The sequence below is a fragment of the Lacrimispora algidixylanolytica genome, assembly GCF_003609635.1.
Classification (GTDB): domain Bacteria; phylum Bacillota; class Clostridia; order Lachnospirales; family Lachnospiraceae; genus Lacrimispora; species Lacrimispora algidixylanolytica.
On sequence record NZ_MCIA01000003.1, the window covers coordinates 91,566 to 116,599 of the forward strand.

Here is a 25,034-nt window from a genome sequence, read left to right on the forward strand (position 1 = left end):
AATCTCATTGAATCAACAAAATAAGGTCGTGATAGAATCAGCAGACAAAACGCTTACGTATGAAAGAATTGCTTCTGGCATCCTTCACTGTACCTGCGCTGTGGCAGGGAGCAAAGCATCTCCTTCTCCCCTTGGGATAGAACCACTTGTTTCTGGTACTTTGGAGCATGTGATCACGGACTCCTGTCACGTAGTTACAAGCGACGCCCTTAAGGTGGAGATTGACAGAAAATCAGGAAAGACTTACTGGAGTCACGAAAAGTCAGGAAAACTGCTTTTTGAGGAAACAGATAGGGAATTAACTGAGATTCCTGTTTATGAGCATACAACTAAAGGGGAAGCCCCTGAAATTAAGCGGGTAAAAACCGTAGATGGAGAGCGGAATTTCATCAGTAATCTGGTATGTGAAACGGTGCGGACTGCCTACCGGGGGAAGCTGTCATTTGCCTGGCAAAAGGATGAGAAGCTTCACGGGTTGGGGCAGGGAGAGGAAGGAATCTATAATTACAGGGGAAGCACTCAGTATCTCTATCAGCACAACATGAGGATACCCATTCCCTTTCTCATCTCTGACCGGGGGTATGGAATCTTGTTTGACTGCGGGTCAATCATGACCTTTAATGACGATGCAAGAGGTTCTTATCTATACTTTGATACAGTTGATCAGCTAAGCTATTACGTTATCTATGGTCCTGATTTTGATGAGATTATTAAGGGTTTTCGAGGGCTGACTGGAAGAGTGCCCATGCTTCCCAAATGGTCTTTTGGTTATATTCAGTCAAAGGAGGCGTACCATACTCAACAAGAGCTTATAGACGTGGTAAGAGAGTATCGAAAGAGGAATGTTCCCATAGATGGAATCGTACAGGACTGGAACACCTGGGAAGAGGGGAAATGGGGAAATAAACTTCTTGATAAGTCCCGGTATCCTAATTTTCCCAAAGCGATAAAATCGATTCATGAAGACAACGTCCATGTGATGGTATCTGTTTGGCCAAACATGGATTCCAGTACGGAAAATTATAAGGAGTTTCTGGAGAAGGGATTGCTTTTAAATGATTTATCCACGTATGATGCCTTTGACCCAGAAGGAAGAAAGGTCTATTTTAAACAGTTAGAAGAGGAATTGTTCTCCGCAGGTGTGGACGCTTGGTGGTGCGATTCTACGGAGCCATTTAGCGGTCCTGACTGGAAGGGAAGCTTGAAAAAAGAGCCTTGGGAACGATTTTTACTGGTAGGAGAAGAGCATAAGAAATATCTTGATCCCACAAAAGCCAATCTGTATGCGGAAGTTCATGCAAAAGGAATCTATGAAAACCAGAGAGAGGTATGCCAGGATAAACGTGTGCTCAACCTGACCAGATCTGGTTATGCAGGCTCTGGGGCCTATGGGACCGTCTTGTGGTCCGGGGATATTACGGCTACCTGGGAAACTCTTAAGGTACAGATTCGGGAGGGACTTAATCTATGCATGAGCGGCCACCCCTACTGGACCCTTGATGCGGGTGGATTCTTTGTCGTAAAGGACAATTGGAAAAAACGTGGATGTAGCTCAAGCAATGACCCAGAGCCTAAGTGGTTCTGGCAGGGAGGTTATGAGCTTGGTGTGGACGATGCGGCCTATCGTGAACTTTATGTGAGATGGCTTCAATTCTCCCTTTTTCTCCCCATGTTCCGTTCCCATGGAACCGATACACCGAGAGAGATCTGGAACTTTGGAGAGCCTGGCAGCCCGTTTTATGACAGCATAGAGCAGTGCATTCGCCTCAGATATCAATTGATGCCCTACACCTATTCCCTGGCAGGCAGGGTCATGCTTCATGATTACACCATGTTTCGGAGCCTTCTTTTTGACTTCGCAGAGGATGAAATAGCCAGTGAAATTTCCTCCCAGTTTATGTATGGAGATTCCTTGTTGGTCTGTCCAGTCATTGAGCCTATGTATTATGAAGCGGAGAACAAGTTTTTGGACCGAGAGAGAACGTGGAGATGTTATCTTCCTGACGGAAGTAGCTGGTATGATTACTTTACTGGAGATCATTATGAGGGAGGACAGTGGGTTACCGCCCAAGCACCCATTGAGAAAATCCCTGTATTTGTTCGGGAAGGAGCCATTATTCCCATGGAAGCGGGACTTGACTATGCTGGTGAGGTGGTTCATACTCCGTTTGAATTCCATGTATATGAGGGGAAAGATGGAAGCTTTCATTTGTATGAGGATTCTGGAGATGGATACGATTATGAAGCCGGTATCTACAATTACATCCTGATTTCATGGGATGACAGGAAAAAAGAGTTATGCATTGGTGAGAGCAAGTATTCCTTTCCCCAGTCCATTTGGGGGAGAGACTGCGTGCTTCGTACTTCTGGCGGCAGGGAGGTCTTCTTTTCTTACGATGGAAAAGAAACAAGAGTTAAATTAGAAGAAAATGAAACATAGAAAAACAAGTTGGCCATCATTCCCGGGTACAGGAGTGATGGCCTTTTTACGTGCCCTAGGTTATGCTTGCGCATTGTTGTGTAATTGATTATAATCAATAAGATTACTTTAAATTAGGCTGTAAGTAAAAGAGGAATAAGGGAGGTAATACAGAAAAAATGCTTGATTTTTTCTGTACAGTACAATGAATAAGTTTATTGGAAATAAAAGGTTTTATCAGATGGTGCTTTCAATCGCCATACCAATTATGATACAAAACGGCATAACGAATTTCGTCAGCCTTTTAAATAACATTATGGTGGGCACGGTGGGGACCGAGCAGATGACAGGAGTTGCCATTGTCAATCAGTTGATGTTTGTATTTAATATCACCATCTTTGGAATCATATCGGGAGCTGGGATTTTCGGCGCTCAGTTTTATGGAAGTCAAAGGCACGATGGCGTAAGGCATACCTTTCGATTTAAGATCATCTGCTGCTTGATTCTTACAGCTTTCGCCGTCGCATTGTTTTATTTTTGTGGAAAAGACCTTATTTCCATGTATCTGCAAGGGGAAGGCAATGAAGCGGAGCGAGCGCTGGTTCTTGGGTATGGAAGACAGTATATGTTAATTATGTTAATCGGTATGCTGCCCTTTGGAATTGAGCAAGCTTATACCAGTACTCTTAGGGAGTGTGGGGAAACGGTTCTTCCCATGAAGGCTGGTATTGTTGCAGTATTAGTCAATGTGACCTTGAATTTTATTCTTATATTTGGAAGGTTTGGCGCTCCGGAGATGGGAGTTATGGGAGCAGGTACAGCGACGGCTGTGGCTCGATTTGTTGAGGCAACCATTATCGTCTCCTGGACCCATAGCCATAAGAAAAAGAATCCATTTATCGTGGGAGCTTATAAAAACTTTTACATTCCAGCAAACCTTGTAAAGAAAATTCTCATTAAGGGAACGCCACTGATGGTAAATGAGGCCTTGTGGGCTGGTGGAATGGCGGCCCTGATGCAGTGTTATTCCATACGAGGGCTGGTAGCCGTTGCAGGACTTAATATATCTGGTACCATTGGTAATGTCTTCAACGTGGTTTATCTGGCGATGGGAAGTGCGGTTTCTATTATCGTAGGGCAGCTTTTGGGTGCAGGAAAGCATGAAGAAGCCAGAGATACGGATACCAAACTAATCGCGTTTTCCGTTGGCTCTGGCGTGGTAATTGGTGGAATCTTAATGATTCTGGCTCCGCTCTTTCCTATGATTTATAACACTTCTGATGAGGTAAAGGGTCTTGCGGTACAGTTTATCCGCATCCTGGCATTGTGTATGCCAATCAATGCTTTTATGAATGTTTCTTATTTTACCCTTCGCTCTGGTGGAAAGACCATTGTCACCTTCCTTTTTGACAGTGTGTTCATGTGGGTGGTGAGCATTCCTGTGGCTTATACCTTAAGCCGGCACACCAACATACCAATCGTTCAACTTTACTTCATGTGCCAGATGGTTGATTTAATCAAATGCCTTATTGGTTTTGTTCTGGTAAAGAAGGGCGTGTGGATTCAGAATATCGTGTTGGGAGAAGATTAGGTCTGCCCTGCTTTCTGCTTTGGGAAGGAGACATGCCAAGAAGAGACTTAAAAATCCGGTTAAAATGGGTTACATTTGAAAACCCTACTTCCCGGCTGATGTCTGTAATGGTCTTGTCTGTTTCCTGAAACAGTCTTTGTGCCTGTATGATACGAAGGTTATTCACATAATGAATGATGGTGCTGTTGGTATAGCGTTTGAATTCCCGGCAAAGATAGTAGGGACTGATATAAAATCTAGCGGCTAAGTCATTTAAGGTAATATTATCATTGTAATTTAAGTGAAGGTAATGAAGGATCTGGCTGATGCGGCTGGACTGTTCTGGTTTAATTGGTTCTCCAGACTGCCTTGCCAGTTTAATTAAAAGCTGATTTAAAAGCATTTGCATGGTTTCTTTTGAATAACAATCCCCATTTTCTTGTTCCTTAAGAATTTCCTTTAGGAGCTGATGAATGATTAAGCTGTCCTTTTTCTCTGGCCTATAAACGCCTGGAGCGTTTTCTAAGGCCAACTTAATCTCCGGAACCAGAATGGTATCTGGAGTAAAATAAACCAAAAGCCGTTTGAAGGCTACGCCGCTGTCTCCGTAGGAGTGATGCATCACATAAGGCGGAAACAAGATAAATTCTCCAGATTGAATGGAATAGATATGCTCGTTTATCATGTGATAGCGGTTTCCGTATTCCAGATAGTAAAGCTCATAATATTCATGATAATGGGATCGTTCCATATTGTCATCAACGCCCTGTATGCGTTCGCTGGCAACCGATTGTCCCCCGGCCATTAAAAAGCCTGCAGAATCGATCAAAGGTGCACTCCTCCTTTCGGTTTTTATGATAGGGACATTATAGCTTTTTTCTTCTTTTTTGGCAATCTATGGGGAAAATATGGCTATATGAGAAATGAAATCAATAAACCCTCTTGATTTTTTAAAATCACTGTGATAATATATGATTAGTTAGCCGACACTAACTATGTGTGAATATTCTAAACATCAGACTAACCCTCTGAGATTCTCCTTCATTGACCCGTGAAGGATCATGACTCCTACAAAAAGGCCCTCCCTGTTACCGCATGACAGGGACGGCCTTTTTGATATTTACATTCCGATCATATCAAACTGTTCAAAGGAGATTAACAGCCTGGAATCTTTTTTCGGATTGGGGTATTTAATTTGAACGGATTTTAAGGTTTGGCTGTAATACCAACCAGATTCCGCTTTTTCGAATTTTTTCCTGTGAAGGTGGTGAGGCAGAAGCTCGCCGTCAAGTGTGACGAAGAATGGTGCCTTGTCTCTTTGAATTACATCCAGATACATGGTTTCTGCCGTTGTTTCAAAGCTGCCTTCTTGTTTAAAGTCTAATATGGTCTGCTCGCCAGCCGTCATGGTGATGGAGGTTTTTAAATATACTCCCTTTTCATAATCCATGGAACAACCGTCATCTTCATATAAAGTAAAGGTATGATCCTTGTCCGCTGCGATGAGAAGATGAAGACCTGTGATGGTTTCTGTGGTCACGTTGTTAATCTGGTTTAATGCCATTGGAATAATGGAACCTCCACGGACAAACAAAGGAATGCTTTCAATGGTAACAGGAATTGTAATGGTCTGACCGCCTTCGTATCGTTCTCTTGTGTAGAAATCGTAGAAAACCTCTCCTTTTGGAAGATAAACACTTCGGTGAGTGGCTCCCTTTTCCACTACATTGGCAACTAAAAGAGAATCTCCTGTCATAAAATCAATGCCTTCTTCGTAGCAGTTTGGGTCATGTTGGAAGGCACTGCACATAGGTTCCATAATGGGAAGTCCTGTTTCATGAGCCCGTTCCATAAGAGAGTAAAAGTAAGGAATCATGCGGTAGCGAAACTTCATGGCCTCCCGGATATAACCGGTACAGTTCCCATACATCCATGGCTCTGTTACGGTGTTGTCGGTATTGACAGAGTGTACGGAAAAACGAGGCTGGAAGATGCCGTTTTGCACCCAGCGGACCATTAATTCTGCCTCAGGAGAAGTCCCATAAAAACCGCCAATGTCGCAGCCTTGGTTGGCAACTCCGCTAAGGCTCATTCCTAAGATGGTTGCGATGTTATATTTTAAGGAATCCCAGCAAGTTAAGTTGTCCCCAGCCCAGGTCTGTGCGTAGCGCTGAATTCCACTGTGACCGGAACGACAGACAATAAATGGTCTTGTATTTTCAAAGGTCTCATGTACCGCTTCCTCAGTGATGTGGCACATTAAGTTGCTCATCACGGATTTAAGTTGTCCGATGGTTCCGCCTTTGCCTTCAAAGTCACACCTACAGTCCTTGTCCACCATGCTGTCGTATTCGCAGTTGTCATTCCAGATAGAATTGGTGCCCATCATAAGAACATTTTCTTTTAATAGCTTTTTCCATACTGTTCTGGTCTTTTGCTTTGTAAAGTCTGCAAAAACGCCCTTGCCGCCCCACCAGGTACCAACTCCTGGCTCGTCTTTTTCACTGTCCTTTACAAAGATATCCTCTGCCTTCATCTTTTCAAGGTCTGGATGAGTAAGAAGAATGCCTGGCTTTACGTTAGGTGATACGGTAATGCCACGTTTTTTCATCTCAGAGAAGAATTTCTTTGGATCTTTAAACCGGTCTTTGTTCCAGGTGAAGACGCAACGTTTGATGCCTTCTCTTGTTTCAATGGAGGTGTAGCCGGAGGAAAGCTGGAAGCCGTCTGCTGGAATGTCCTCTTCCTTTGTGGTATCGATAAATTCTAAGATAGCATCGTCACAATCTTTTGGAAGCTCTGGATAGTACATGGAGGAACCAAGGTAGCCTAGGGCATAACGAGGAAGAAGCGCTGATTTCCCAGTTAAATCCGTATACTGTTCCACCACACTTCGTACCTTTGGCCCTGCGATTAAGAATAAGTCGATGTCACCGCCGTCAGAACGGTAACGGCTGTGAGGCTTCCAGTAATTGCTCTTTTCTCTTCCCATGTCAAAATCACATTCATAGGTATTGTGATAGAAGTAGCCCACTGCCTTTTTGGTATCTTTATTTAGCTTAATGTAAAATGGAATGTGCTTATATAAGGAGTCTGTTTCCTTTGGGTTATAGCCCATGGCATCTTTTGGACTCATGGAAAGGAACTTCTGTGCTTTATTTAATTCCCCACTCTTTTCGCCAAAGCCGTAGAAGCAGTCGCTTGGTGAAATCTCGCTGGTATGGATGCGTCTGTGGTTGCTGTCTTCCATATAGCCAAGGTCTACAATGTCAGAATGGATGCAGGTGCCTTCGTTATCGTAAACACAGATGCGGAACGGCTCTTTTTCAATGACAACCTTTAAGAGCGCTCCTTGTAAGGTAACAGCGCCTTCCTTGTCTGTTATGGTTGCGTTGGCAGGTACAATTTTCTTTCTCATATCGCCAAGGAAACCGTCCATACGATCTTCCCATGCAGTGGTTACAAGGCTATAGGATTCTTCTGCAAAGTCCCCGTCAAAGCCTGCCCGAATGCGGATGATGGAGTCAGTAAGAAACATAAGACGGATCTCAATGGAATTGGTGAGAATCCGAAAATAGGAATCGGACTGTATTACTTCTTTTACACTAGTACAAAGCTTCATATGGCATGTGCTCCTTTTTTAAATGTAACATAAGGTTTCTGATATAATCATAAAGAAAACCCGGGATGAATGCTAGACGGAAATTGCAGTCTGCTGGGTAAAACTATACATATCTTGCGCTTTTTCTTCGGGAAATATGAGTAGATCCCGTGACAAAGAGGGCAGAATAGGTTTTATATGGACTCCATCAGTGCAATTTCCGTCTAGCATTCCCTTTTTTTAAACGGTATAATGGTAACATATAAAAGATGAGGAGGACCAGCTCATGGCCAGCATGAATTGTAATTATTACAGCTTTTCTTTAAAACACAACGTGGATATTAATATAATCATTCCAACTCCGGAAGGAAACGAGCAGATTACAAGCGAAGAAACACAAAAAGCATATCCTTATGAAGCCGGACTTCCAGTTCTATATCTACTTCACGGTGCCTATGGGGATCACAGCTCCTGGATGCGGTTTTCTAATATTGAACGGTATGCACAAAAGCATTGCGTGGCAGTGGTAATGGCTTCAGCGGATAACAGCTTTTATCAGGACATGTATTGTGGAAATAAATATTATACCTTCTTTACCGAGGAACTGCCTGCATTTGTACAAAGCATTTTCCCAGTTTCTAAAAGGAGAGAGGACACCTTTGTGGCAGGTCTTTCTATGGGAGGATACGGCGCCTGGTTTCTTGGACTTTCAAAACCGGAACAGTATGCAAAGGCAGCCAGCTTATCTGGTGCCCTTGACCTGGAGATGGCTTATGAACAGACAAAGGGAAGCGATGACGGCGCACCGTTTCACTGGGATCGGATCTTTCAGGATCCAACGGCCATCAAAGGTAGCGATGCAGACCTGATGACTCTTTATGACCGGTGCGAAAAAGTGGGGAATCTCCCAGAGCTTTACTTTGCCTGTGGGACGGAAGATTTTGTGTATGATATGAATACCAGCATCAGGACTCAATTAGAAGAGAGAGGCTCAAAGGCAGTCTACGTAGAGGGCCCTGGCCAGCACGACTGGTATTTCTGGGAGGCTTATATCCAGAAGGTTCTTCAGTGGATGTTACCCGTATAAATGATAATTCTTTACTTCTATGGTTCTTGATTTTTAGGACGGATTATGATATTATAATGATAGTTAGTTTCGCCTAACTGCGTGTGAATATTCTAAATCAGATTAACCCTCTGATTGAATCCTTCATTTGACCCATGAAGGATCATGACTCCTGCGAGAGAGCCGTACTGTTACCGCATGACAGAGCGGCTTTTTTTGCGCCATTTTTTACTTATATAAGCGAATAAGATCCTTCACAAGTATTTCTTCATTTGTAAATTGAAATTTATTATTGCTTAAGAATCCATCCATTGATTGGATTGTTTTATCAATAATTGAAATTTTCCATTTTTTGCTCAAATCTGTTTTAAAACTAATATAAATTTCATTTTTTAATGGATCATATACGATGGAACACAGAGTATTCTTCTGACTAGTTTTACTTAAAACTTCAAAGGCTTCATTGATTCCAAAGCTATGTATATTATTATCAATATATTCATGAGCACAAATATATCTATCAGCGCCGATACCATGTACTTCATTGTAATTTGCTTCCTTAAAATCCCCATTTGGAAAATTAGTCATAACAATAAAATCATTATGAATAGGACTTACGATATTTGTATCATTTCCTTCTTCCAGAATAAATGCATCACCAGTTTTATCAGCGATAATAGTATGTAGCCCTAAATCCGGGAATAATGGATTTCTAGGATACGAGAGTACTCTTTTATTAAGAATTTCAAAAAATTCAGATGCTTTTTTTGTTTCCTTTAGCGCTTCATCAAAAACATCAAAAGCAAACCAATCATTTTCGTCACAACTTGATTTAAAACCTGGACTATATTTTACTGCTTGAGTACAGATAAAAAGACCCTCACTATTAAAACCAGCAATATCCCTGTATTTATTATCGAGTAAGGCTGAAAAATAAAATATGTTCATATCATTATAAGTATTTACTTTTAGTTTTAAATCAATTTCATCAGTATCGAAATTCATACCGTAAATAGTTTTTTCTTGACCGAATACTGCAAAACTTGTACACATTTAGGAACCTCCTTTTAATATATAATTTTGTCATATCATATGATATCACCAGGTATCTCTATGGTTCAACCTATAAAATTTTTCAGAATCAAAAACGCGACACTTAAGCTTACGCCTTTATGGTAATATATGCAAAAAGAATAAGGTGATAATGACATGTAAAATCGTATAAATTACATTATAAAAATAATGAAAAATTATATTATATAATTAGTATTATCAAATGAGGAAGGGAATAAGATGATGCAGGAAACCAGAAGAGATCTTATTGTAAAAAGGGTTCAGGGGTTAGTTCCGGATTCTAATTATGCTCGTTTAGGAACAACATTTGAAACCATCAATAATAAATATTTTTTTGACACAGGAACAGGAAAAGTATTTCAATGTGGTGAAGTGGAATATAAAATTCTGAAATTCATGGTTGAATATAATACACTTTATTTTGGAAATGAAAGTGAGGAATCTGAATCTGAGGTATGCGATACATATGATCAGATATTCGATATTATAAAGAACCAACATATTCTTCAGGCACCTCTATATAAGAAATTCACTAAATTATCAGATGAAAGTCTAACAATTTTACTAGATCAGGAACTACAACAGGTAATTCTGGAATTGACGGAACAGTGTAATCTTAGATGCAAATATTGTATTTATAATGAATATAATCCAGAATATCGAAATTTTGAAAGCCGGGATATGGATTGGGATACAGCCAAAAGAGCAATTGAATATACTTGTATCCACAGTGGAAAAAAAGTTGCAGTTACATTTTATGGCGGGGAACCATTGGTTAAATTTGAATTAATGAAAAAATGTATTGAATATAGTCAGGATATCATGGGCGATAAAGAATTGTCTTTTTCATTTTCAACAAATTTAACATTAATGAATCCGGATATTGCAGCATATATTGCTTCAGTAAAAAATTGCAGCGTATTATGCAGCTTGGATGGGCCGCAGGTAATACATGATTCATATAGAATCAAAGGTGATGGCACAGGAACCTTTGAACAAGTCATGCGGGGGTTGAGGTATCTGGTTGAGGCGATGGGAGATTCGGCAAAGAATCGTATTATTATTAATACTGTGGTTTGCCCGCCATATTCTAAAGAAAAATTGGATATGATACAGGATTTCTTTGATAATTTGGAGTGGCTCCCAAAAGAATTAGATAAAAAGTGTGATTTTGTAGAAGGTGGAACGCTTCGTGATGAAGATATAGCAGTACATTTTTTAAAAGGTAAGAATAAGGACGAAAAGTATCAGAATAACAAGTTGGACTCTATCAGATCATGGGCATTGGATAATATGCTAAATAATAGTGATAGAAAAAAATATTCTGCAGGCATTAATAAGGGTAACCTTATTAAAGTACATAATCGTGTTTTAATGGACAAACCAATTTCAAGGTTAGGAAGGAATGGGTGCTGCGTTCCTGGTAATCGTAGAATTTATGTTCAGGTAAATGGAGAATTCCTGGCATGTGAAAAAATTGGAGATTCTCCAAGTATTGGAAATGTGTATACCGGCATAGATCGGAACAGTGTTAAAAAAATCTATCTGGAAGAATACGATAAAAAATCAATTGAAATATGCAGTAACTGCTGGGCGGTAAACATGTGCGGAATCTGCTATGCAACATGTTTCAATAAAGACGGTTTAGATGTCAACATAAAAAATAATGCCTGTGAATATCAGAAAAAGCAATCTAAGGGTGAACTGTCTGCATATTATCAGCTTTTAGAAGATAGACCAGAGGAGATTAAAAAAATAAAAGACATTCCAATTGTATAATAATGGTTTAAACGCATTTGTGTTTAAATAAATATTTTAACATCTAATGGATGTATAAGAATGGGGGTGAAAAATATGAAACTAGTTAATCCTATGGGAAGACAGGCTGAAACGTTTGATACTGGTGCGAATTATTCTGGAATTTCTCCACAAAGTGGCTGTATATGCTCTGGCTCTATAGAAGCTAAAAATGCGCATTATCAGGGGCCAACAATGTGCGTAGGCTATTGTGAACACGGTATTGATAATCGCAATGCCAACATGGAACAGGCATATAATTAGTAAAAAAGGTAGTCTCTGCAGAAAACAGGATGCCATCTTAGTGTATCTTAATAAGATGGCATCCTGTTGTTATCACAAATTATGGTATTTTAATAATGTTTAAAAATGGAGTGAAATGTTGAAAGAGATAAATTCATTTTATACAAAAGGCGAGAGAAGATACTTTTTTTATAATATGGAAGAAGCTGAGGAACAGGCAGTTGCCGTCCTGTTAATTGAACGTGGTTCCATGTCAGAGAACCATGATGAGAAAGGATTAAGTCATTTTTTAGAACATATATCATTAGGGTTTGATAAGTTTAATCCGGATCAAAGAATAAAATGCTCAGGATTTACAGATTTTTATTATACATATTTTATGTTTGTTATAGAAGTGCAGCTTTTAGAGGAATGTCTGGATAGAATTGAAAAAATTATATCAGGCAAATATTTTGAGAAAAACACATTTGATGACATAAAAAAAGATGTAATTAAGGAATATGAAGATACCATTAATTGCATCCAAACGAAAGAGTTTGCACGCTTATTGGAAGATACTGAGTATATGGAACATCTGGCGATTGGTGATTTGGAGGTGATTCAAACATGTGGATTTTATAAATTACAAGATTTTCACAAAAAAAATTATAAGGAAGCAAATATAAATATTATTGTTATGGGAAACGGGATAGCAGAAAATAAACTAAAACGGCATACTGAATATGCACAGCTAGTATCGGGAGCCAAAAGAAAAAATATATTTCATTCCTTTCCTCAAAATGAATTTAAGTGGTTAAATGTAGCGGACAAGGTGGGAATGAGCGTTTATTTTTATAGGAAGAGGAAAAAACTTAATAAGAGTCAATACATAAAAGAAAATATTCTTGACGAAATTTGTTTTTCTTTATTTGAAACCGTTGTTTCGGAGATGTACGAAGGAACGAAAGCAAGTTTGAACAAAATCATTTTTTCAAGTTCGGATGAATTTATTGGTATTCATTTGAAAAATTGCTGTATTAGCAATAAAATAGAGCTAAAAAGAGTTCTTCATCAGATCGTTGAGCGAGTTGATGCTTCACATATTCGAGCCTTTTTTTTAAAATTTAAAAAAGAATATAATGATTCTTGCAGGTTTGGATATAAAATCAATTTAATAGACGAAACAAAACGATGTATCCGAAATTTAATATATGATGGATTTATGTTAGGAAATAAAGAAATTATTAAAATGGTAAATTTGGAATTGGAACTTATTAAAATAAATGAAATAACTTCAAGATTTAATAGAATGATAAATAACGATGCGGACTTTTACCTTTATAAAGTAATAGATTGTAATAGAAATAAGTGAATCTTTAGAGAGGTATTGTATGATAAAAAGTGTAAAAATCATGAAAAGCACATTGCTGTATGTTTTAAAACTGCTATGGAATAGTTCAAAATTATCTTTTTGCGGTCTTTTTTTTGCCAATATATTTGCAGGTATATTATTATCTGCGGAAATGATATTTTGGAAAAATATTATTAATGCGGTTCAGGCGGCTTTTGAGACTGGGAGTTTAAAGATAGCCCTATATTGGCTTGTGGCATACATGTTCTTAGAGATCTTCCGAAATGTCATGGAAGAAATGTGTCAATATTATAAAATAGTTTTATCTAGTAGCACAAACAAATATATAACAAAATTGATCTTGGAAAAAACTAAAAATATAAGTATGGAGAAATATGATAATGCAGATATACATAATAAATTAAAGAAGGCTAATGAGGAGTCTACTGGGAGAAGTATGAATTTATTATATTCTACAGGACTTTTTATAAAAGGTTTGAGTGTAGCGGTCTCTACGGCATTTATCTTAGTGAATTTTAACGTGTCTATTATGATTATATGTCTTGTAATTAACATACCTATATTATTTATTGGCATGAAAATTGCTTCCAGGCAATATGAAATTTATAATAAAAGATTTGAAAATATAAGATTTATGGATTATACAAAAACTTTATTGACAAAACATGAAAATATTAAAGAAGTCAAGGTATATGGAGTGACAGAATATTTTATGAGTTTCCTTGATACATCCTATAAAACTTATATTGATGAAGATAAGGCAATTAGAAAGCGGTTCTCAGTACAAAAAATAGGAGCATCATTTGTAGAAAGTATTATTATATATATGATGAAAGCTTTTATATGCATGATAGTCATAATAAATAAAATGACAATAGGAGATTTAACCTTATATATTGGTGCTATTGATAATTTCAGGAATGCCGTAAGCAATATATTATACGTGATAACTTCTATCTTTGAAGATGGATTATATGTTAATAACTTTTTTGAATTAATTAATATGCAGACGGAAGATACTGATAAATCTACTGTTAAATTTAATAGCTGCTTTCAAACAATACGGTTTGAGAATGTATGGTTCCATTATCCAAATTCAGAAGGGTTTATTCTGGAAAATCTGAACATTGAAATTGAAAGAGGAAAAACATATGCAATTGTTGGCTTGAACGGTTCAGGGAAGACAACAATTTTAAAGTTAATTCTGCGTTTGTATGTTCCTCAAAAAGGTAATATATATATCGATGATCATAACATAAATGACATAGAAATAAATGATTATTATAAATATGTAGCTGCTGTTTTTCAAGATTTCATTAAATATCCATTAACTATAAAACATAATATTGGATTAGGAAATATAAGTAATCTGGAGAATGAAACTGATATTTTGCAGGCAGCGAAAAAGAGCGGTATTTTACCATATATCAAAACTTTACCAGATGGGTTAGATACAAAATTGCAAAAGGAGTGGACGGGATCCACAGAGATGTCACTCGGTCAATGGCAAAAATTAGCCATAAGCAGAGCTTTTTTTAAAGATGCACCAATCATGATTTTAGATGAACCAACGGCTTCTTTGGACCCCATGGCAGAGCGTGAAATAAGCGGGAATATAAAAGCTTTAATGAAAGATAAAACCTGTCTTTTGATAGCCCATAGATTTTCGACAGTCAGGCTAGCTGATAAAATATATGTTCTCAAATTAGGTACAATTGTTGAAAGTGGTACGCATAATGAATTAGTGAATATCCAAGGTGAATATTTTAAATTATTTCACATTCAAGCGGAAGGATATTTAGAAACATAAATGATTCGCAAGTAAATAGTGTTGGAGGTGGCATTCTTACTTAAAGAAGTTTAGATTGTAGAGCCGAGGGAAAAGTGATCCGGTTGTAATAAAAGGAGCAATGGTCTATAATTAAGGGAGAAATGCAAATTTGGAGGAATTACATGAAATCTTTAATTATAGCAGAAAAACCTTCCGTAGCCAGAGACATTGCCCGGGTGCTTCGTTGTACCAGGAGTCAGGATGGGGCGATTGAGGGAGATAACTATATTGTGACCTGGGGGCTTGGCCATCTGGTTACCCTTGCAGATCCAGAGGACTACGATCCCAAATATAAAGAATGGAAGATGGATAACCTTCCAATGATGCCGGACAAATTTAAGCTGGAGGTCATTAAGCAGACTGGAAAGCAGTACCGTGTGGTAAAAACTCAGATTCACAGAAACGATGTAAATGAGATCATCATTGCTACCGATGCTGGTAGAGAGGGAGAGCTGGTAGCCAGACTTATCCTTGAAAAAGCGGGAAGCAAAAAGCCAACCAAACGGCTCTGGATTTCCTCTGTTACAGATAAAGCCATAAAAGAAGGGTTTGCGAACCTAAAGGACGGGCGCCAATACGATAATTTATACGATGCCGCCATGTGTAGGGCGGAAGCCGACTGGCTGGTTGGAATTAATGCAACCCGTGCCCTTACCTGCAAATACAACGCCCAGCTAAGCTGCGGCAGGGTACAGACTCCCACCGTGGCCATCATCGCAAAGCGGGAAGAAGAAATCAAAAATTTCCTGCCAAAACCTTACTACGGAATCACTGCAAAGTGCCAGAATCCATCCCTAACCTTTACCTGGAGAGAGGAAGGATCAAAAAGCTACCGTTCCTTTGATAAAAGCCGGGTAGAAGCTCTTCTTGCAAAGATGAAGGAAGAAAAGGAAGGTCTGGTTACAGACGTAAAAAGTGTGCCAAAGAAGACTTATTCTCCCCAGCTTTATGACCTGACAGAGCTTCAAAGAGATGCCAACCGTCGCTTTAACTACTCTGCCAAGGAAACATTAAATATCATGCAGAGACTTTATGAAAACCATAAGGTCCTCACTTATCCAAGAACAGATTCCAGATATTTAAGCTCGGATATCGTGCCTTCCATTAAAGAAAGGCTGGAAGCTTGTAGCGTCGGACCTTACCGGAAGCTTGCAGGAAGACTGATCAATAAAAAAATTGAGGCAAAGCCGTCATTTGTAGATGATAAGAAGGTAACTGACCACCATGCCATCATTCCAACAGAACAGTTTGTACAGATGGATCATATGACCATAGATGAGAGAAAGATCTACGATCTAGTCGTGCGAAGATTCCTTGCCGTCCTTTATCCACCCTTTGAGTACGAACAAACAGAGATTCTTGTGGATTTAGGTGGAGAAAATCTAGTTGCCCGTGGAAAAACCGTGAAAACCTCTGGTTGGAGAGAAGTCTATGAAGATCAGGCCGAGGAAGAGGATGAAACGGAATTAAAAGAACAGGATCTTCCCCAGGTGAAAAAAGGAGACCACCTTTTATCACTTACTCTTCTCTTGACGGAAGGAAAGACAAAACCTCCAGCTCCATTTAACGAGGCGACCTTACTTACTGCGATGGAAAATCCCGTGTCTTATATGGAGACAAAGGATAAAGATATGGCTAAGGCTCTTGGAGAAACGGGTGGACTTGGTACGGTTGCGACTAGAGCTGATGTGATAGAAAAGTTATTTTCAAGCTTTCTCTTGGAGAAAAAGGGAAAAGACATCCATATCACCTCTAAAGCAAAGCAGCTTTTGACTCTGGTGCCTGAGGATTTAAAGAAGCCAGAACTCACCGCTGACTGGGAGATGAAGCTGTCTGAGATCGCAAAAGGAACTAGAAAACGTGCTTCTTTCATGAAGGATATCAGACAGTATTCCGAGGAACTGATCCATGAAATTAAGGCAGGAGAGGGCCGTTTTGCCCACGATAACTTAACCAATACAAAGTGTCCGGTCTGCGGAAAACGTATGTTGTCAGTCAAGGGCAAAAATAGTGAGATGTTAGTCTGTCAGGACAGAGAATGTGGCCACCGGGAAGTGACACAAAGAACCAGCAACGCCAGATGCCCGGTCTGTCATAAGAAGCTTTCTCTTCGGGGAAATGGAGATGGACAGATCTTTGTCTGCTTATGCGGATATAAAGAGAAGCTTTCTGCCTTTAAGGAGCGTCGGACCAAAGAAGGGGCCGGAGTATCCAAAAAGGATGTGGCAAGCTACATCAATAAGCAGAGCAAGGAAGCAAAGGAAGCTATTAATAATCCATTTGCTGATGCATTTGCAAAGCTTAATTTGGGGAAAGAGGATTAGGAATCCTTAAAAAACCGGGAAGAACAGACGGATTCTTCCTGGTTTTTCCTTTTTTTACCTTCCTAATCAATGACTAGGTAAAACTTTAGTAAAATTTTACTTTGCTTATTGACGGTAGAAGTTAGTCCAATTATAATGAAAACTGAAAGGTGAGGATATAGGTTATGGCCACAATTAAAGAAATTTCACAACTTGCGGAGGTTTCCATTACAACCGTATCTAGGGTGCTGAATCAAGATGAAACCATCGTGGTCAGCCCGGAAGTGAAAAAAAGGATATTTAAAATTGCCCACGAATTAAAATATGTCCCACCCAGGATGCGTCATACGCAGAAAAAAAGAGAGATTGTCATAGGCGTGGCTGACTGGCACATTATTCGTAAGGATCGGACAAACATCAGGCTTTCCTCTCTGGACTTAATCGTAAAGTCCATGACAGGAAACAGTGAGGTAAGGTTTGAACGCATGGATAAGGGAACGCCTGGACAGTACGACGGGATCATGGCATTTGGTGTGTTTTCTGAACAAGAGATGGAGTCTCTTCGGATGCAAAGCTATGCCATCGTATTTATCAATTCCGATCCAAAGGATTATGAATATGACAGTATCGTAATGGATTTTAACAAAGGAATCCATGAAATGTTATCTTATCTTGTGGATCAGAAGAAATACTTAAATGTCGGCTACATAGGAGGTCTTTATGACGAAGGTCAGGTAAAGATCGGTTACCGCAGACTTGAGGGCATCAAAGCAGCTTTTACCCAGAGGGGATTGTATGAAGATCAGTATTTCTTCCTGGGAGATATCAGTAAGGAAAGCGGTTATGAGCTTGCAAAGAAAGCGGTGGAATCCGGAAACTTACCAGAAGCGGTGCTTTTAGGAAGCGAGGAAGTGGCAGAAGGAGCCCTAGAGGCTTTTTACGATGCCGGGCTTCGCATCCCAAAGGATATTGCAGTGGTAATCTATAAGGATATTGAGACCTTAGAATCCAAATGGCCCACCTTTTCAAAGGTTCGTATGTTCCCAGATATTGTCTGGCAAACAGCCATTAAGCTTTTGCTTGAGCAGATTCGGGAAGGGCGAAAGGACAATATGACGATTTTTCTTCCGACCAAGCTGGAGGTCGGAGACAGTGCGTAAGGCGTAAAACAAGAGAACCGATGAACCACACGAAAAAGGAGAGCAGTATGAAAAAAACAGTTTCTGTATTAATGGCAGCAGCACTCTGTGCAACAATGATCGGAGGATGTTCCGGTAGCAGCAAACAGGCAGGTGCAACCACTGCAGCAGCTTCTAAGGGAGCAGAAAGTTCCGCAAATACAGGTGAGACAACTAAGGCTGAGAACAAAAAAGTAGACAAGTTAAACGTATACTTTGTACCTTCCAGAGAGCCTCAGGAAATCGTAACCGCAACAGAGCCGTTAAAAGACATGCTTAAGACAGAGCTTTCAAAAGAAGGTTATGATATTGGTGAAGTAGTAATCACGGTTGGTACCAGCTACGAAGCAGTAGGAGAAGCTCTTTCCGCAGGAACTGCAGATATTGGTCTTATCCCTGGAGGAACCTATGTCCTTTACGATGATGGCGCAGATGTGATTCTGACTGCAACCAGAGATGGTTTAAGCAAGAACTCCGACGTGGCAAAAGACTGGAATGATGGAAAAGCAACTGAGGCTACCAAAGAGCAGGCAACTTCTTACCGTTCTCTCATCATTACAGGTCCTTCTGAAAAAGGACAGGCACTTGCGAAAAAGATCAACAGTGGCGAAGCTCTTACTTTTGAAGATTTAGATGGAGCAAACTGGAGCGTTATGTCTTCCTCCTCCCCAGCAGGATACATTTACCCTTCCTTATGGCTTCAGGAAAATTTCCAGAAGAATATTTTAAATCTCTCTCATGCAGTTCAGTCTGATTCTTACGGTAGTGCATTTGCAAGACTTGCTTCCGGACAGATAGATGTTCTTTGTACCTACGCCGATGCACGTAGAGATTACGAGGAGAAATGGAAAGCAGAGTATAACAGAAGCGGATCCATCTGGGAAGAGACCAGTGTCCTTGGTGTGACCCCTCCAATCTTTAATGATACAGTCAGTGTAAGCAAGACTTCAAAGATCATGGATGATGATTTTAAGAAGGCAGTTTCCAATGCATTCATTAACATTGGCAAGACAGAAGATGGCCAGAAGGTTATCGCTATCTACAGCCATAAGGGATATCAGGAAGCAAAGAGCGCTGATTATGATAACGAGCGCAAAGCACAGAAGATGATTAAGGAATTAAACGCAAAATAAATAAAACATACAGGCTGCGGGGGCGTCGTAAGGGGTAACAATTGCGGCGCCCTCGCTCTTTGTGCATGGAAATGAGGAAAAGTATGATTGAATTTAATCACGTAAGCAAAAAATATCCCAACGGGTTTGAGGCTTTAAAAGATATAAACTTAACCATTGAGCAGGGAGAATTCGTGGCGATCATCGGTTTATCCGGTGCGGGAAAGTCTACCCTTTTACGTACCATTAACCGTATGCATGACATTACAGAAGGAAGTCTTACGGTAGACGGCACGGATGTCATGCAGTTAAGGGGTGGGCAGCTTCGCAAATTTCGAAGAAAGATCGGTATGATCTTCCAGTCCTTTAACCTGGTAACTAGAACCAGAGTCATTAATAACGTCCTCATGTCAAAGGTGCCTGATCTTTCTTTCCCTAGGGCCTTGTTTGGCGCTTATCCGAAAGAAGACAAATTGGAAGCCCTGGAGGCACTTGATAAGGTTGGAATTCTTGATAAGGCATTCGTCCGTGCAGATCAGCTTTCTGGCGGTCAGCAGCAAAGAGTAGCTCTTGCAAGAACCCTCGCTCAAAACCCTCAGATCATTCTGGCTGATGAGCCAGTGGCCTCTCTTGATCCTGTAACCGCAAAACAGGTCATGGGAGATTTCCATAGAATCAATAAGGACATGAATATTACCATTTTACTGAACATTCATCACGTTGACTTAGCACTCCAGTACGCTAGTCGTGTGGTAGGCATAAGATCAGGAGAAATCGTATACGATGGTCCCACTACTGAGGTAACAGAGGAAATCTTAAATGAGATCTATGAAGGAAAGCAAAAGGAGGTCGAAGGATGAGTGTATATGACAAGATATTTCCTCCCACGAAAATGGAATTGTCCAATGGGAAAACTGTCTTTAAGCCTGCGTCCAGACTTCCTCTTGTTGCGCTGATTGTTCTGCTCTTTACAGCACTTTCTGTGAAAATCACTGGTTTTGACCTGGGAGTTTTAAAAGAAAGAGGACACCAGTTTTTTGTCATCCTTGGAATGATGATTCCACCAGCATTTTCCTACAGTTCTCAGGTATGGGAGCCCCTCTTTGATACCCTTAAGATGTCCCTTCTGGGTACCGTAGTGGGAGCTGTTACTGTCATACCATTTGCCATGGCTGCTTCTACTAATGTGATTCGAAATCCAATCTTAGTTGGTGTGGTAAGACTGTTCTTGAGCATTGTAAGAACCCTTCCTACTCTAGTAACGGCTCTGATTGCTACCTATGTATTTGGTCTTGGAACACTGGCAGGAACCACTGCAATTGGTGTGTTTACCTTTGCCTATATGGGGAAAATCCTCTATGAAGAGATAGAAACTGTGGATATGGGAGCGTTTGAAGCCATGGAGGCCATTGGAGCCACAAAGGTAAGAGCCTTTGTTAGTGCCATTATTCCTCAGGTTCTTCCGTCTTATATCTCAAATGGATTGTTCTGCTTTGAAGGAAATGTCCGTTATGCTGCCATCTTAGGTTACGTGGGAGCAGGTGGTCTTGGCTTAATTTTAAATGAAAAGCTTGGCTGGAGAGAGTATCCCAGCGTTGGCATGATCTTAATCATGCTATTTGTAACCGTATTTCTCATTGAGACGGTAAGTCGTTATTGCCGCAAAAAACTGGTATAGGAGGGCGTTAAAATGAACAAACAAATAGAAAAAGCATACGCCGACCGACCAAAGAATACGGTCTATCAGATAACCGTGTCTGTCATTGTTCTGGCGTGTATCTTATGGTCTGGCTCTGCAGTTGAGATATCAAAGGGAGGATTTTCCGGCCTTCAGATCGCAGGAAATATCTTAAATGGGATACTTCACCCAGAACCTAAGCTATTATTTAATTTAACCATACAGGGAGTTCCGTATCTCCTTCTTGAAACTGTTTGCATTGCATTTTTAGGAACGTTGGTTGGCTCGGTTTTAGCCATTCCACTTTCCTTTTTATCCGCTTCCAATCTGATGCCTGGGCCAATTGCTTTCATAGGTAGATTGATCATTATGGCCATTCGTACCATACCTGCTTTTGTGTATGGTCTAATGTTTATCCGTGTTAGTGGACCAGGCGCATTTACAGGACTTTTGACCATGTCTGTTTGCTCCATCGGAATGGTATCGAAGATGTACATAGAAGCCATTGAGGATTTAGATACCAGGATCTTAGAGTCCTTAGATGCTTGCGGATGCAATACATTACAGAAGATTCGCTACGGCATTCTTCCTCAGCTTATTCCAAATTTTGCTTCCACGGTTATTTACCGGTTTGACATTAATTTACGAGATGCTACGGTACTTGGATTGGTAGGAGCGGGTGGTATTGGTGCGCCTTTGATCTTTGCCATGAATGCTTATCGGTGGAATGAGGCGGGATCCATCTTAGTGGGACTTGTGATCTTAGTTCTTTTGGTGGAATATATCTCCACAAAAATCCGCGTAAAGCTGGCTAGGGGGTAAATTTATGAAAAGACATGCAACCATTTATTATACCTCAGATGTCCATGGATTTTTATTTCCAACCTCTTATGGAGATAAAGAAGTAAAGGCCATGGGACTTCTAAACTGTGTTTCCAACTTTAAAAAAGATAGCAATACCTTAATCTTCGATGGGGGCGATACGTTGCAAGGTTCCCCCATGGCATCCTACATCACAGTACAAGGAGGAGAACTCCTTGAGTCAGAACCCCTTGCTCTTGTATATAATAAAGCAGGGTATGATGCTGTGGTTCCGGGAAATCATGACTTTAACTTTGGTTATGAACGTCTGTCCCATTATTACAATGCCCTTAAAGGAGTCTGTCTTTGCGCCAATGTGGAAGATCCAAAGAATGAGCTAAAGCTTACAAACAGCCAGGTCTTTACTCTGGGAAATGGGCTGCGTATCGGAGTAACAGGTGTTGTTACGGATTATGTGAACGTTTGGGAAAATCCGGAGCATATTAAGGATATTCAGATTACAGAGGCTTTTCAGGCGGCAAAGAAAGAACTGTCTCTCCTAAAGGATCAGTGCGATGTAACGGTCTGCATCTATCATGGTGGTTATGAATGCGATCTGATAACCGGTGAAGTTTTAAGCACCAGCGGTGAAAATGTAGGCTACCGCATCTTAAAAGAGCTGGATTACGATATCCTACTTACGGCTCATCAGCATATGCCTGTCTCAGGAAGGGATCTTTTTGGAACCCATACCTTGCAGGTGATGCCCAATGCGGTACAGTATGCAAAGATTGATATCACAGCCTCAGAGGGGAAACCCTTGGTGGAATCTATGATTTGCCCGGCAGGGGATCACCATGAGGTGAAACCATATGCTACCCTTCTTCCCTTGGAGGGAGAGGTACAAAAGTGGCTTGATGTGAGCATCGGAAGATTCAAGGAGCCAGTGTTAGAAAAGAGTAAACTTGATATGGCCATGTATGGCTCTGAAATTGCAGATTTCTTCAACCAGATACAGCTTGAATATACAGGGGCTGATATTTCTTGTGTAGGCCTTGGCAATACTCCCATGAGTCTACCGGAGCACGTGACTATGAGGGATCTGGTAAGAGTATATCCCTTTACAAATACCCTTGTGGTGATTTCTGTTGATGAAGCGGCTCTGAAAAAAGCCCTGGAGCGCTGCGCTGAATACTTTACAGTAAAGGATGGAATCATAGAGATTTCTGAGGTGTTCTTAAACCCTAAGGTGGAGCATTATAACTACGATTATTTCGCAGGGATCACCTATGAAGTAGATGTAAGAGAACCTGTAGGAAATCGGGTAAAGGAGATTCGCTTTGAGGGTAAGCCATTAAATGGCCGCAGCTTAAGCCTTTGCATGAGCGATTATAGAGCCAGCGGAACAGGGGGTTATGAAGTGTACAAAACCTGCCCAGTATTAAAGCGTTTGGGGGCGGAAGTACCTGAGCTTGCCCTGGATTATCTTAGAAAGCACCCTGTGGTTGAGATTCAAAAAAAGGGGAGCATGGTCCTTCCTACGTAAATGGCTGTCCGCACCAAAATAACAAAAATATACCACTTTGGCTTTAAAAATTTTACTTGACAAAAAAGCATTGATGCTTTAGTCTAGCTATATACTTTACAAAACGAAGTTAACAATCATTTTCAAGGCAAAGAAGCCATAACTATGTGCAGCGTCGCACAAGGTTATGGCTTAATTTTTTTACCCAAAATTAAGAAAGAGGTGCTTTTTATGGATCACGGAGATATTTCATGGATGCTTATTTGTTCTGCTCTCGTATTTATCATGACCCCGGGGCTGGCATTTTTTTACGGAGGTCTGGTAAAACGAAAAAATGTAGTAAATACCATTATGTCATCAGCCATTATGATGGGAGTTGGATCAATTCTTTGGGTTTTGATCGGATTTTCCCTCTCCTTTAGTGGAGATATTGGAGGTGTCATCGGGAATCTTAACTGGTTCGGTCTTAACTTCGATACGTTTGCCGATACCACTCACCCTTATCCCAATACGCTGGTATTTGCAATCTTTCAGATGATGTTCGCAATCATTGCACCAGCCCTAATTACCGGAGCAGTGGCAGAGCGAATGAAGTTTACATCACTGGTAATTTTTGTGGCATTGTGGTCCATTATCGTGTATTATCCCCTTGCACACATGGTTTGGGGCGGTGGGTTCTTGTTCCAGATCGGTTCCGTTGATTTCGCAGGAGGAAACGTAGTTCATATCAGTTCTGGAGTGAGTGCACTGGTTCTGTCCTTCCTTCTTGGAAAACGAAGACACTTAGGGAAAGCACCGTATCACCCTCATAATGTTCCTTTTGTATTCCTGGGAGCAGCACTACTATGGTTTGGTTGGTTTGGTTTTAACGGAGGCAGCGCGCTGGCAGCCAATGAACTGGCAGCTCACGCATTCATGACAACCAATACAGCAGCAGCTTCCGCACTTCTTTCCTGGATTCTTATAGAAGTGATTAAAAACGGAAAACCTACCCTGGTAGGAACTTCTACTGGCCTTGTTATCGGCCTGGTTGCCATTACTCCTGGTGCAGGATTTGTACCGATTTGGGCGGCTATCATCATCGGAGCATTGGTTAGTCCAATCTGCTATTACTTTATTAATGTAATCAAACCTAAGTTTGGATATGATGATGCACTTGACGTATTTGGATGCCACGGAATCGGTGGAATCTGGGGTGGCATTGCTACCGGTATCTTCGCAAACACAAAAATTAACGCATCAGCACCTTTTAATGGTCTTGTATACGGAGATGCCACCTTATTGGTCCGTCAGATTGCAGCCATTGTAATAACCATTATTATTGCCATCGTAGGGACTTTAATAGCAGCAAAAGTCGCTTCCCTGATCACTAAGGGCATTAAAGTATCCAATAAGGATGAGATGATTGGCCTTGATGTATCAGAGCATGGGGAAACTGCTTATCCGGCATTTAATGGTATGGATTAAGAGAAGGGGGACGATCAC

At 40.4% G+C, this 25,034-nt stretch carries 18 protein-coding genes; 15 read left to right on the top strand and 3 right to left on the bottom strand.

The genetic code is table 11. The annotated features are described in order from the left end of the window. Positions 1–7: 7 nt before the first annotated feature. The gene (locus tag BET01_RS03845; protein ID WP_243117114.1) at positions 8–2,440 is read left to right on the top strand and encodes a glycoside hydrolase family 31 protein; all 2,433 of its coding nucleotides are present in this window, start codon (positions 8–10) and stop codon (positions 2,438–2,440) included. A 184-nt stretch (positions 2,441–2,624) separates the two neighbouring features. Beyond that, positions 2,625–4,010 carry an MATE family efflux transporter gene (locus BET01_RS03850; protein WP_120195449.1) on the top strand — a complete coding sequence of 462 codons (1,386 nt, stop codon included), beginning with the start codon at positions 2,625–2,627 and terminating at the stop codon, positions 4,008–4,010. On the opposite strand, the gene BET01_RS03855 is transcribed toward BET01_RS03850, so the two are convergent. Beyond that, the gene (locus BET01_RS03855) at positions 3,946–4,818 is read right to left on the bottom strand and encodes a helix-turn-helix domain-containing protein (RefSeq protein ID WP_120195450.1); all 873 of its coding nucleotides are present in this window, start codon (positions 4,816–4,818) and stop codon (positions 3,946–3,948) included. The genes BET01_RS03850 and BET01_RS03855 overlap by 65 nt on opposite strands. A gap of 291 nt (positions 4,819–5,109) precedes the next feature. Further along, complete coding sequence (locus BET01_RS03860) at positions 5,110–7,611, bottom strand: glycoside hydrolase family 31 protein (RefSeq protein WP_120195451.1); 2,502 nt, start codon at positions 7,609–7,611, stop codon at positions 5,110–5,112. A 265-nt stretch (positions 7,612–7,876) separates the two neighbouring features. On the opposite strand from BET01_RS03860, the gene BET01_RS03865 reads away from it, so the two are divergent. After that, a complete protein-coding gene (locus tag BET01_RS03865) occupies positions 7,877–8,677 on the top strand; it encodes an alpha/beta hydrolase (RefSeq protein WP_120195452.1) in 801 nt (266 codons plus the stop codon). Positions 8,678–8,884: 207 nt separating this feature from the next. Here the strand turns inward: BET01_RS03865 and BET01_RS03870 are convergent, their stop codons facing one another. Further along, positions 8,885–9,709: a linear amide C-N hydrolase gene (locus BET01_RS03870; protein ID WP_120195453.1), complete on the bottom strand. Its 825-nt coding sequence runs from the start codon at positions 9,707–9,709 to the stop codon at positions 8,885–8,887. 240 nt (positions 9,710–9,949) lie between these two features. On the opposite strand from BET01_RS03870, the gene BET01_RS03875 reads away from it, so the two are divergent. From BET01_RS03875 to BET01_RS03930, 12 genes are all read left to right on the top strand, one after another. Next, positions 9,950–11,509: a RumMC family radical SAM sactipeptide maturase gene (locus BET01_RS03875; RefSeq protein WP_243117115.1), complete on the top strand. Its 1,560-nt coding sequence runs from the start codon at positions 9,950–9,952 to the stop codon at positions 11,507–11,509. 75 nt (positions 11,510–11,584) lie between these two features. Further along, positions 11,585–11,791: a RumC family sactipeptide gene (locus tag BET01_RS03880; RefSeq protein WP_120195454.1), complete on the top strand. Its 207-nt coding sequence runs from the start codon at positions 11,585–11,587 to the stop codon at positions 11,789–11,791. A 115-nt stretch (positions 11,792–11,906) separates the two neighbouring features. After that, positions 11,907–13,121, top strand: a complete 1,215-nt coding sequence (locus BET01_RS03885; RefSeq protein ID WP_120195455.1) for an insulinase family protein — start codon at positions 11,907–11,909, stop codon at positions 13,119–13,121. 19 nt (positions 13,122–13,140) lie between these two features. Further along, positions 13,141–14,931 (top strand): ABC transporter ATP-binding protein, encoded by a 1,791-nt coding sequence (locus BET01_RS03890; RefSeq protein WP_120195456.1) that lies wholly within the window; start codon positions 13,141–13,143, stop codon positions 14,929–14,931. 143 nt (positions 14,932–15,074) lie between these two features. Beyond that, positions 15,075–17,276, top strand: a complete 2,202-nt coding sequence (locus tag BET01_RS03895; RefSeq protein WP_120195457.1) for a DNA topoisomerase III — start codon at positions 15,075–15,077, stop codon at positions 17,274–17,276. A gap of 164 nt (positions 17,277–17,440) precedes the next feature. Next, positions 17,441–18,415, top strand: coding sequence for a LacI family DNA-binding transcriptional regulator (locus BET01_RS03900; protein WP_120195458.1), 975 nt, complete (start codon positions 17,441–17,443; stop codon positions 18,413–18,415). Between the two features lie 47 nt (positions 18,416–18,462). After that, a complete protein-coding gene (locus tag BET01_RS03905; protein WP_120195459.1) occupies positions 18,463–19,566 on the top strand; it encodes a phosphate/phosphite/phosphonate ABC transporter substrate-binding protein in 1,104 nt (367 codons plus the stop codon). An 83-nt stretch (positions 19,567–19,649) separates the two neighbouring features. Further along, positions 19,650–20,405, top strand: coding sequence for a phosphonate ABC transporter ATP-binding protein (gene phnC, locus BET01_RS03910; protein ID WP_120195460.1), 756 nt, complete (start codon positions 19,650–19,652; stop codon positions 20,403–20,405). Continuing rightward, a complete protein-coding gene (gene phnE / locus BET01_RS03915; RefSeq protein WP_120195461.1) occupies positions 20,402–21,223 on the top strand; it encodes a phosphonate ABC transporter, permease protein PhnE in 822 nt (273 codons plus the stop codon). Before phnC ends, phnE (BET01_RS03915) begins: the two co-directional genes overlap by 4 nt. Positions 21,224–21,235: 12 nt before the next feature. Further along, positions 21,236–22,045, top strand: a complete 810-nt coding sequence (gene phnE, locus BET01_RS03920) for a phosphonate ABC transporter, permease protein PhnE (protein WP_120195462.1) — start codon at positions 21,236–21,238, stop codon at positions 22,043–22,045. Between the two features lie 4 nt (positions 22,046–22,049). After that, entirely contained in the window at positions 22,050–23,570 is a 1,521-nt protein-coding gene (locus BET01_RS03925; protein WP_120195463.1) for a bifunctional metallophosphatase/5'-nucleotidase, read from the top strand. A gap of 210 nt (positions 23,571–23,780) precedes the next feature. Beyond that, positions 23,781–25,016, top strand: a complete 1,236-nt coding sequence (locus BET01_RS03930) for an ammonium transporter (RefSeq protein ID WP_120195532.1) — start codon at positions 23,781–23,783, stop codon at positions 25,014–25,016. The last annotated feature ends 18 nt before the right edge of the window (positions 25,017–25,034 follow it).

Coding starts and splice junctions, on each gene's coding strand:
- BET01_RS03880 (WP_120195454.1), top strand. CDS start 11,585: ATGAAACTAGTTAATCCTATGGGAAGACAGGCTGAAACGTTTGATACT.
- phnE (WP_120195462.1), top strand. CDS start 21,236: ATGAACAAACAAATAGAAAAAGCATACGCCGACCGACCAAAGAATACG.
- BET01_RS03865 (WP_120195452.1), top strand. CDS start 7,877: ATGGCCAGCATGAATTGTAATTATTACAGCTTTTCTTTAAAACACAAC.
- BET01_RS03885 (WP_120195455.1), top strand. CDS start 11,907: ATGTTGAAAGAGATAAATTCATTTTATACAAAAGGCGAGAGAAGATAC.
- BET01_RS03930 (WP_120195532.1), top strand. CDS start 23,781: ATGGATCACGGAGATATTTCATGGATGCTTATTTGTTCTGCTCTCGTA.
- BET01_RS03890 (WP_120195456.1), top strand. CDS start 13,141: ATGATAAAAAGTGTAAAAATCATGAAAAGCACATTGCTGTATGTTTTA.
- BET01_RS03895 (WP_120195457.1), top strand. CDS start 15,075: ATGAAATCTTTAATTATAGCAGAAAAACCTTCCGTAGCCAGAGACATT.
- BET01_RS03900 (WP_120195458.1), top strand. CDS start 17,441: ATGGCCACAATTAAAGAAATTTCACAACTTGCGGAGGTTTCCATTACA.
- BET01_RS03925 (WP_120195463.1), top strand. CDS start 22,050: ATGAAAAGACATGCAACCATTTATTATACCTCAGATGTCCATGGATTT.
- BET01_RS03875 (WP_243117115.1), top strand. CDS start 9,950: ATGATGCAGGAAACCAGAAGAGATCTTATTGTAAAAAGGGTTCAGGGG.
- BET01_RS03905 (WP_120195459.1), top strand. CDS start 18,463: ATGAAAAAAACAGTTTCTGTATTAATGGCAGCAGCACTCTGTGCAACA.
- BET01_RS03870 (WP_120195453.1), bottom strand. CDS start 9,709: ATGTGTACAAGTTTTGCAGTATTCGGTCAAGAAAAAACTATTTACGGT.
- phnE (WP_120195461.1), top strand. CDS start 20,402: ATGAGTGTATATGACAAGATATTTCCTCCCACGAAAATGGAATTGTCC.
- phnC (WP_120195460.1), top strand. CDS start 19,650: ATGATTGAATTTAATCACGTAAGCAAAAAATATCCCAACGGGTTTGAG.
- BET01_RS03850 (WP_120195449.1), top strand. CDS start 2,625: ATGAATAAGTTTATTGGAAATAAAAGGTTTTATCAGATGGTGCTTTCA.
- BET01_RS03860 (WP_120195451.1), bottom strand. CDS start 7,611: ATGAAGCTTTGTACTAGTGTAAAAGAAGTAATACAGTCCGATTCCTAT.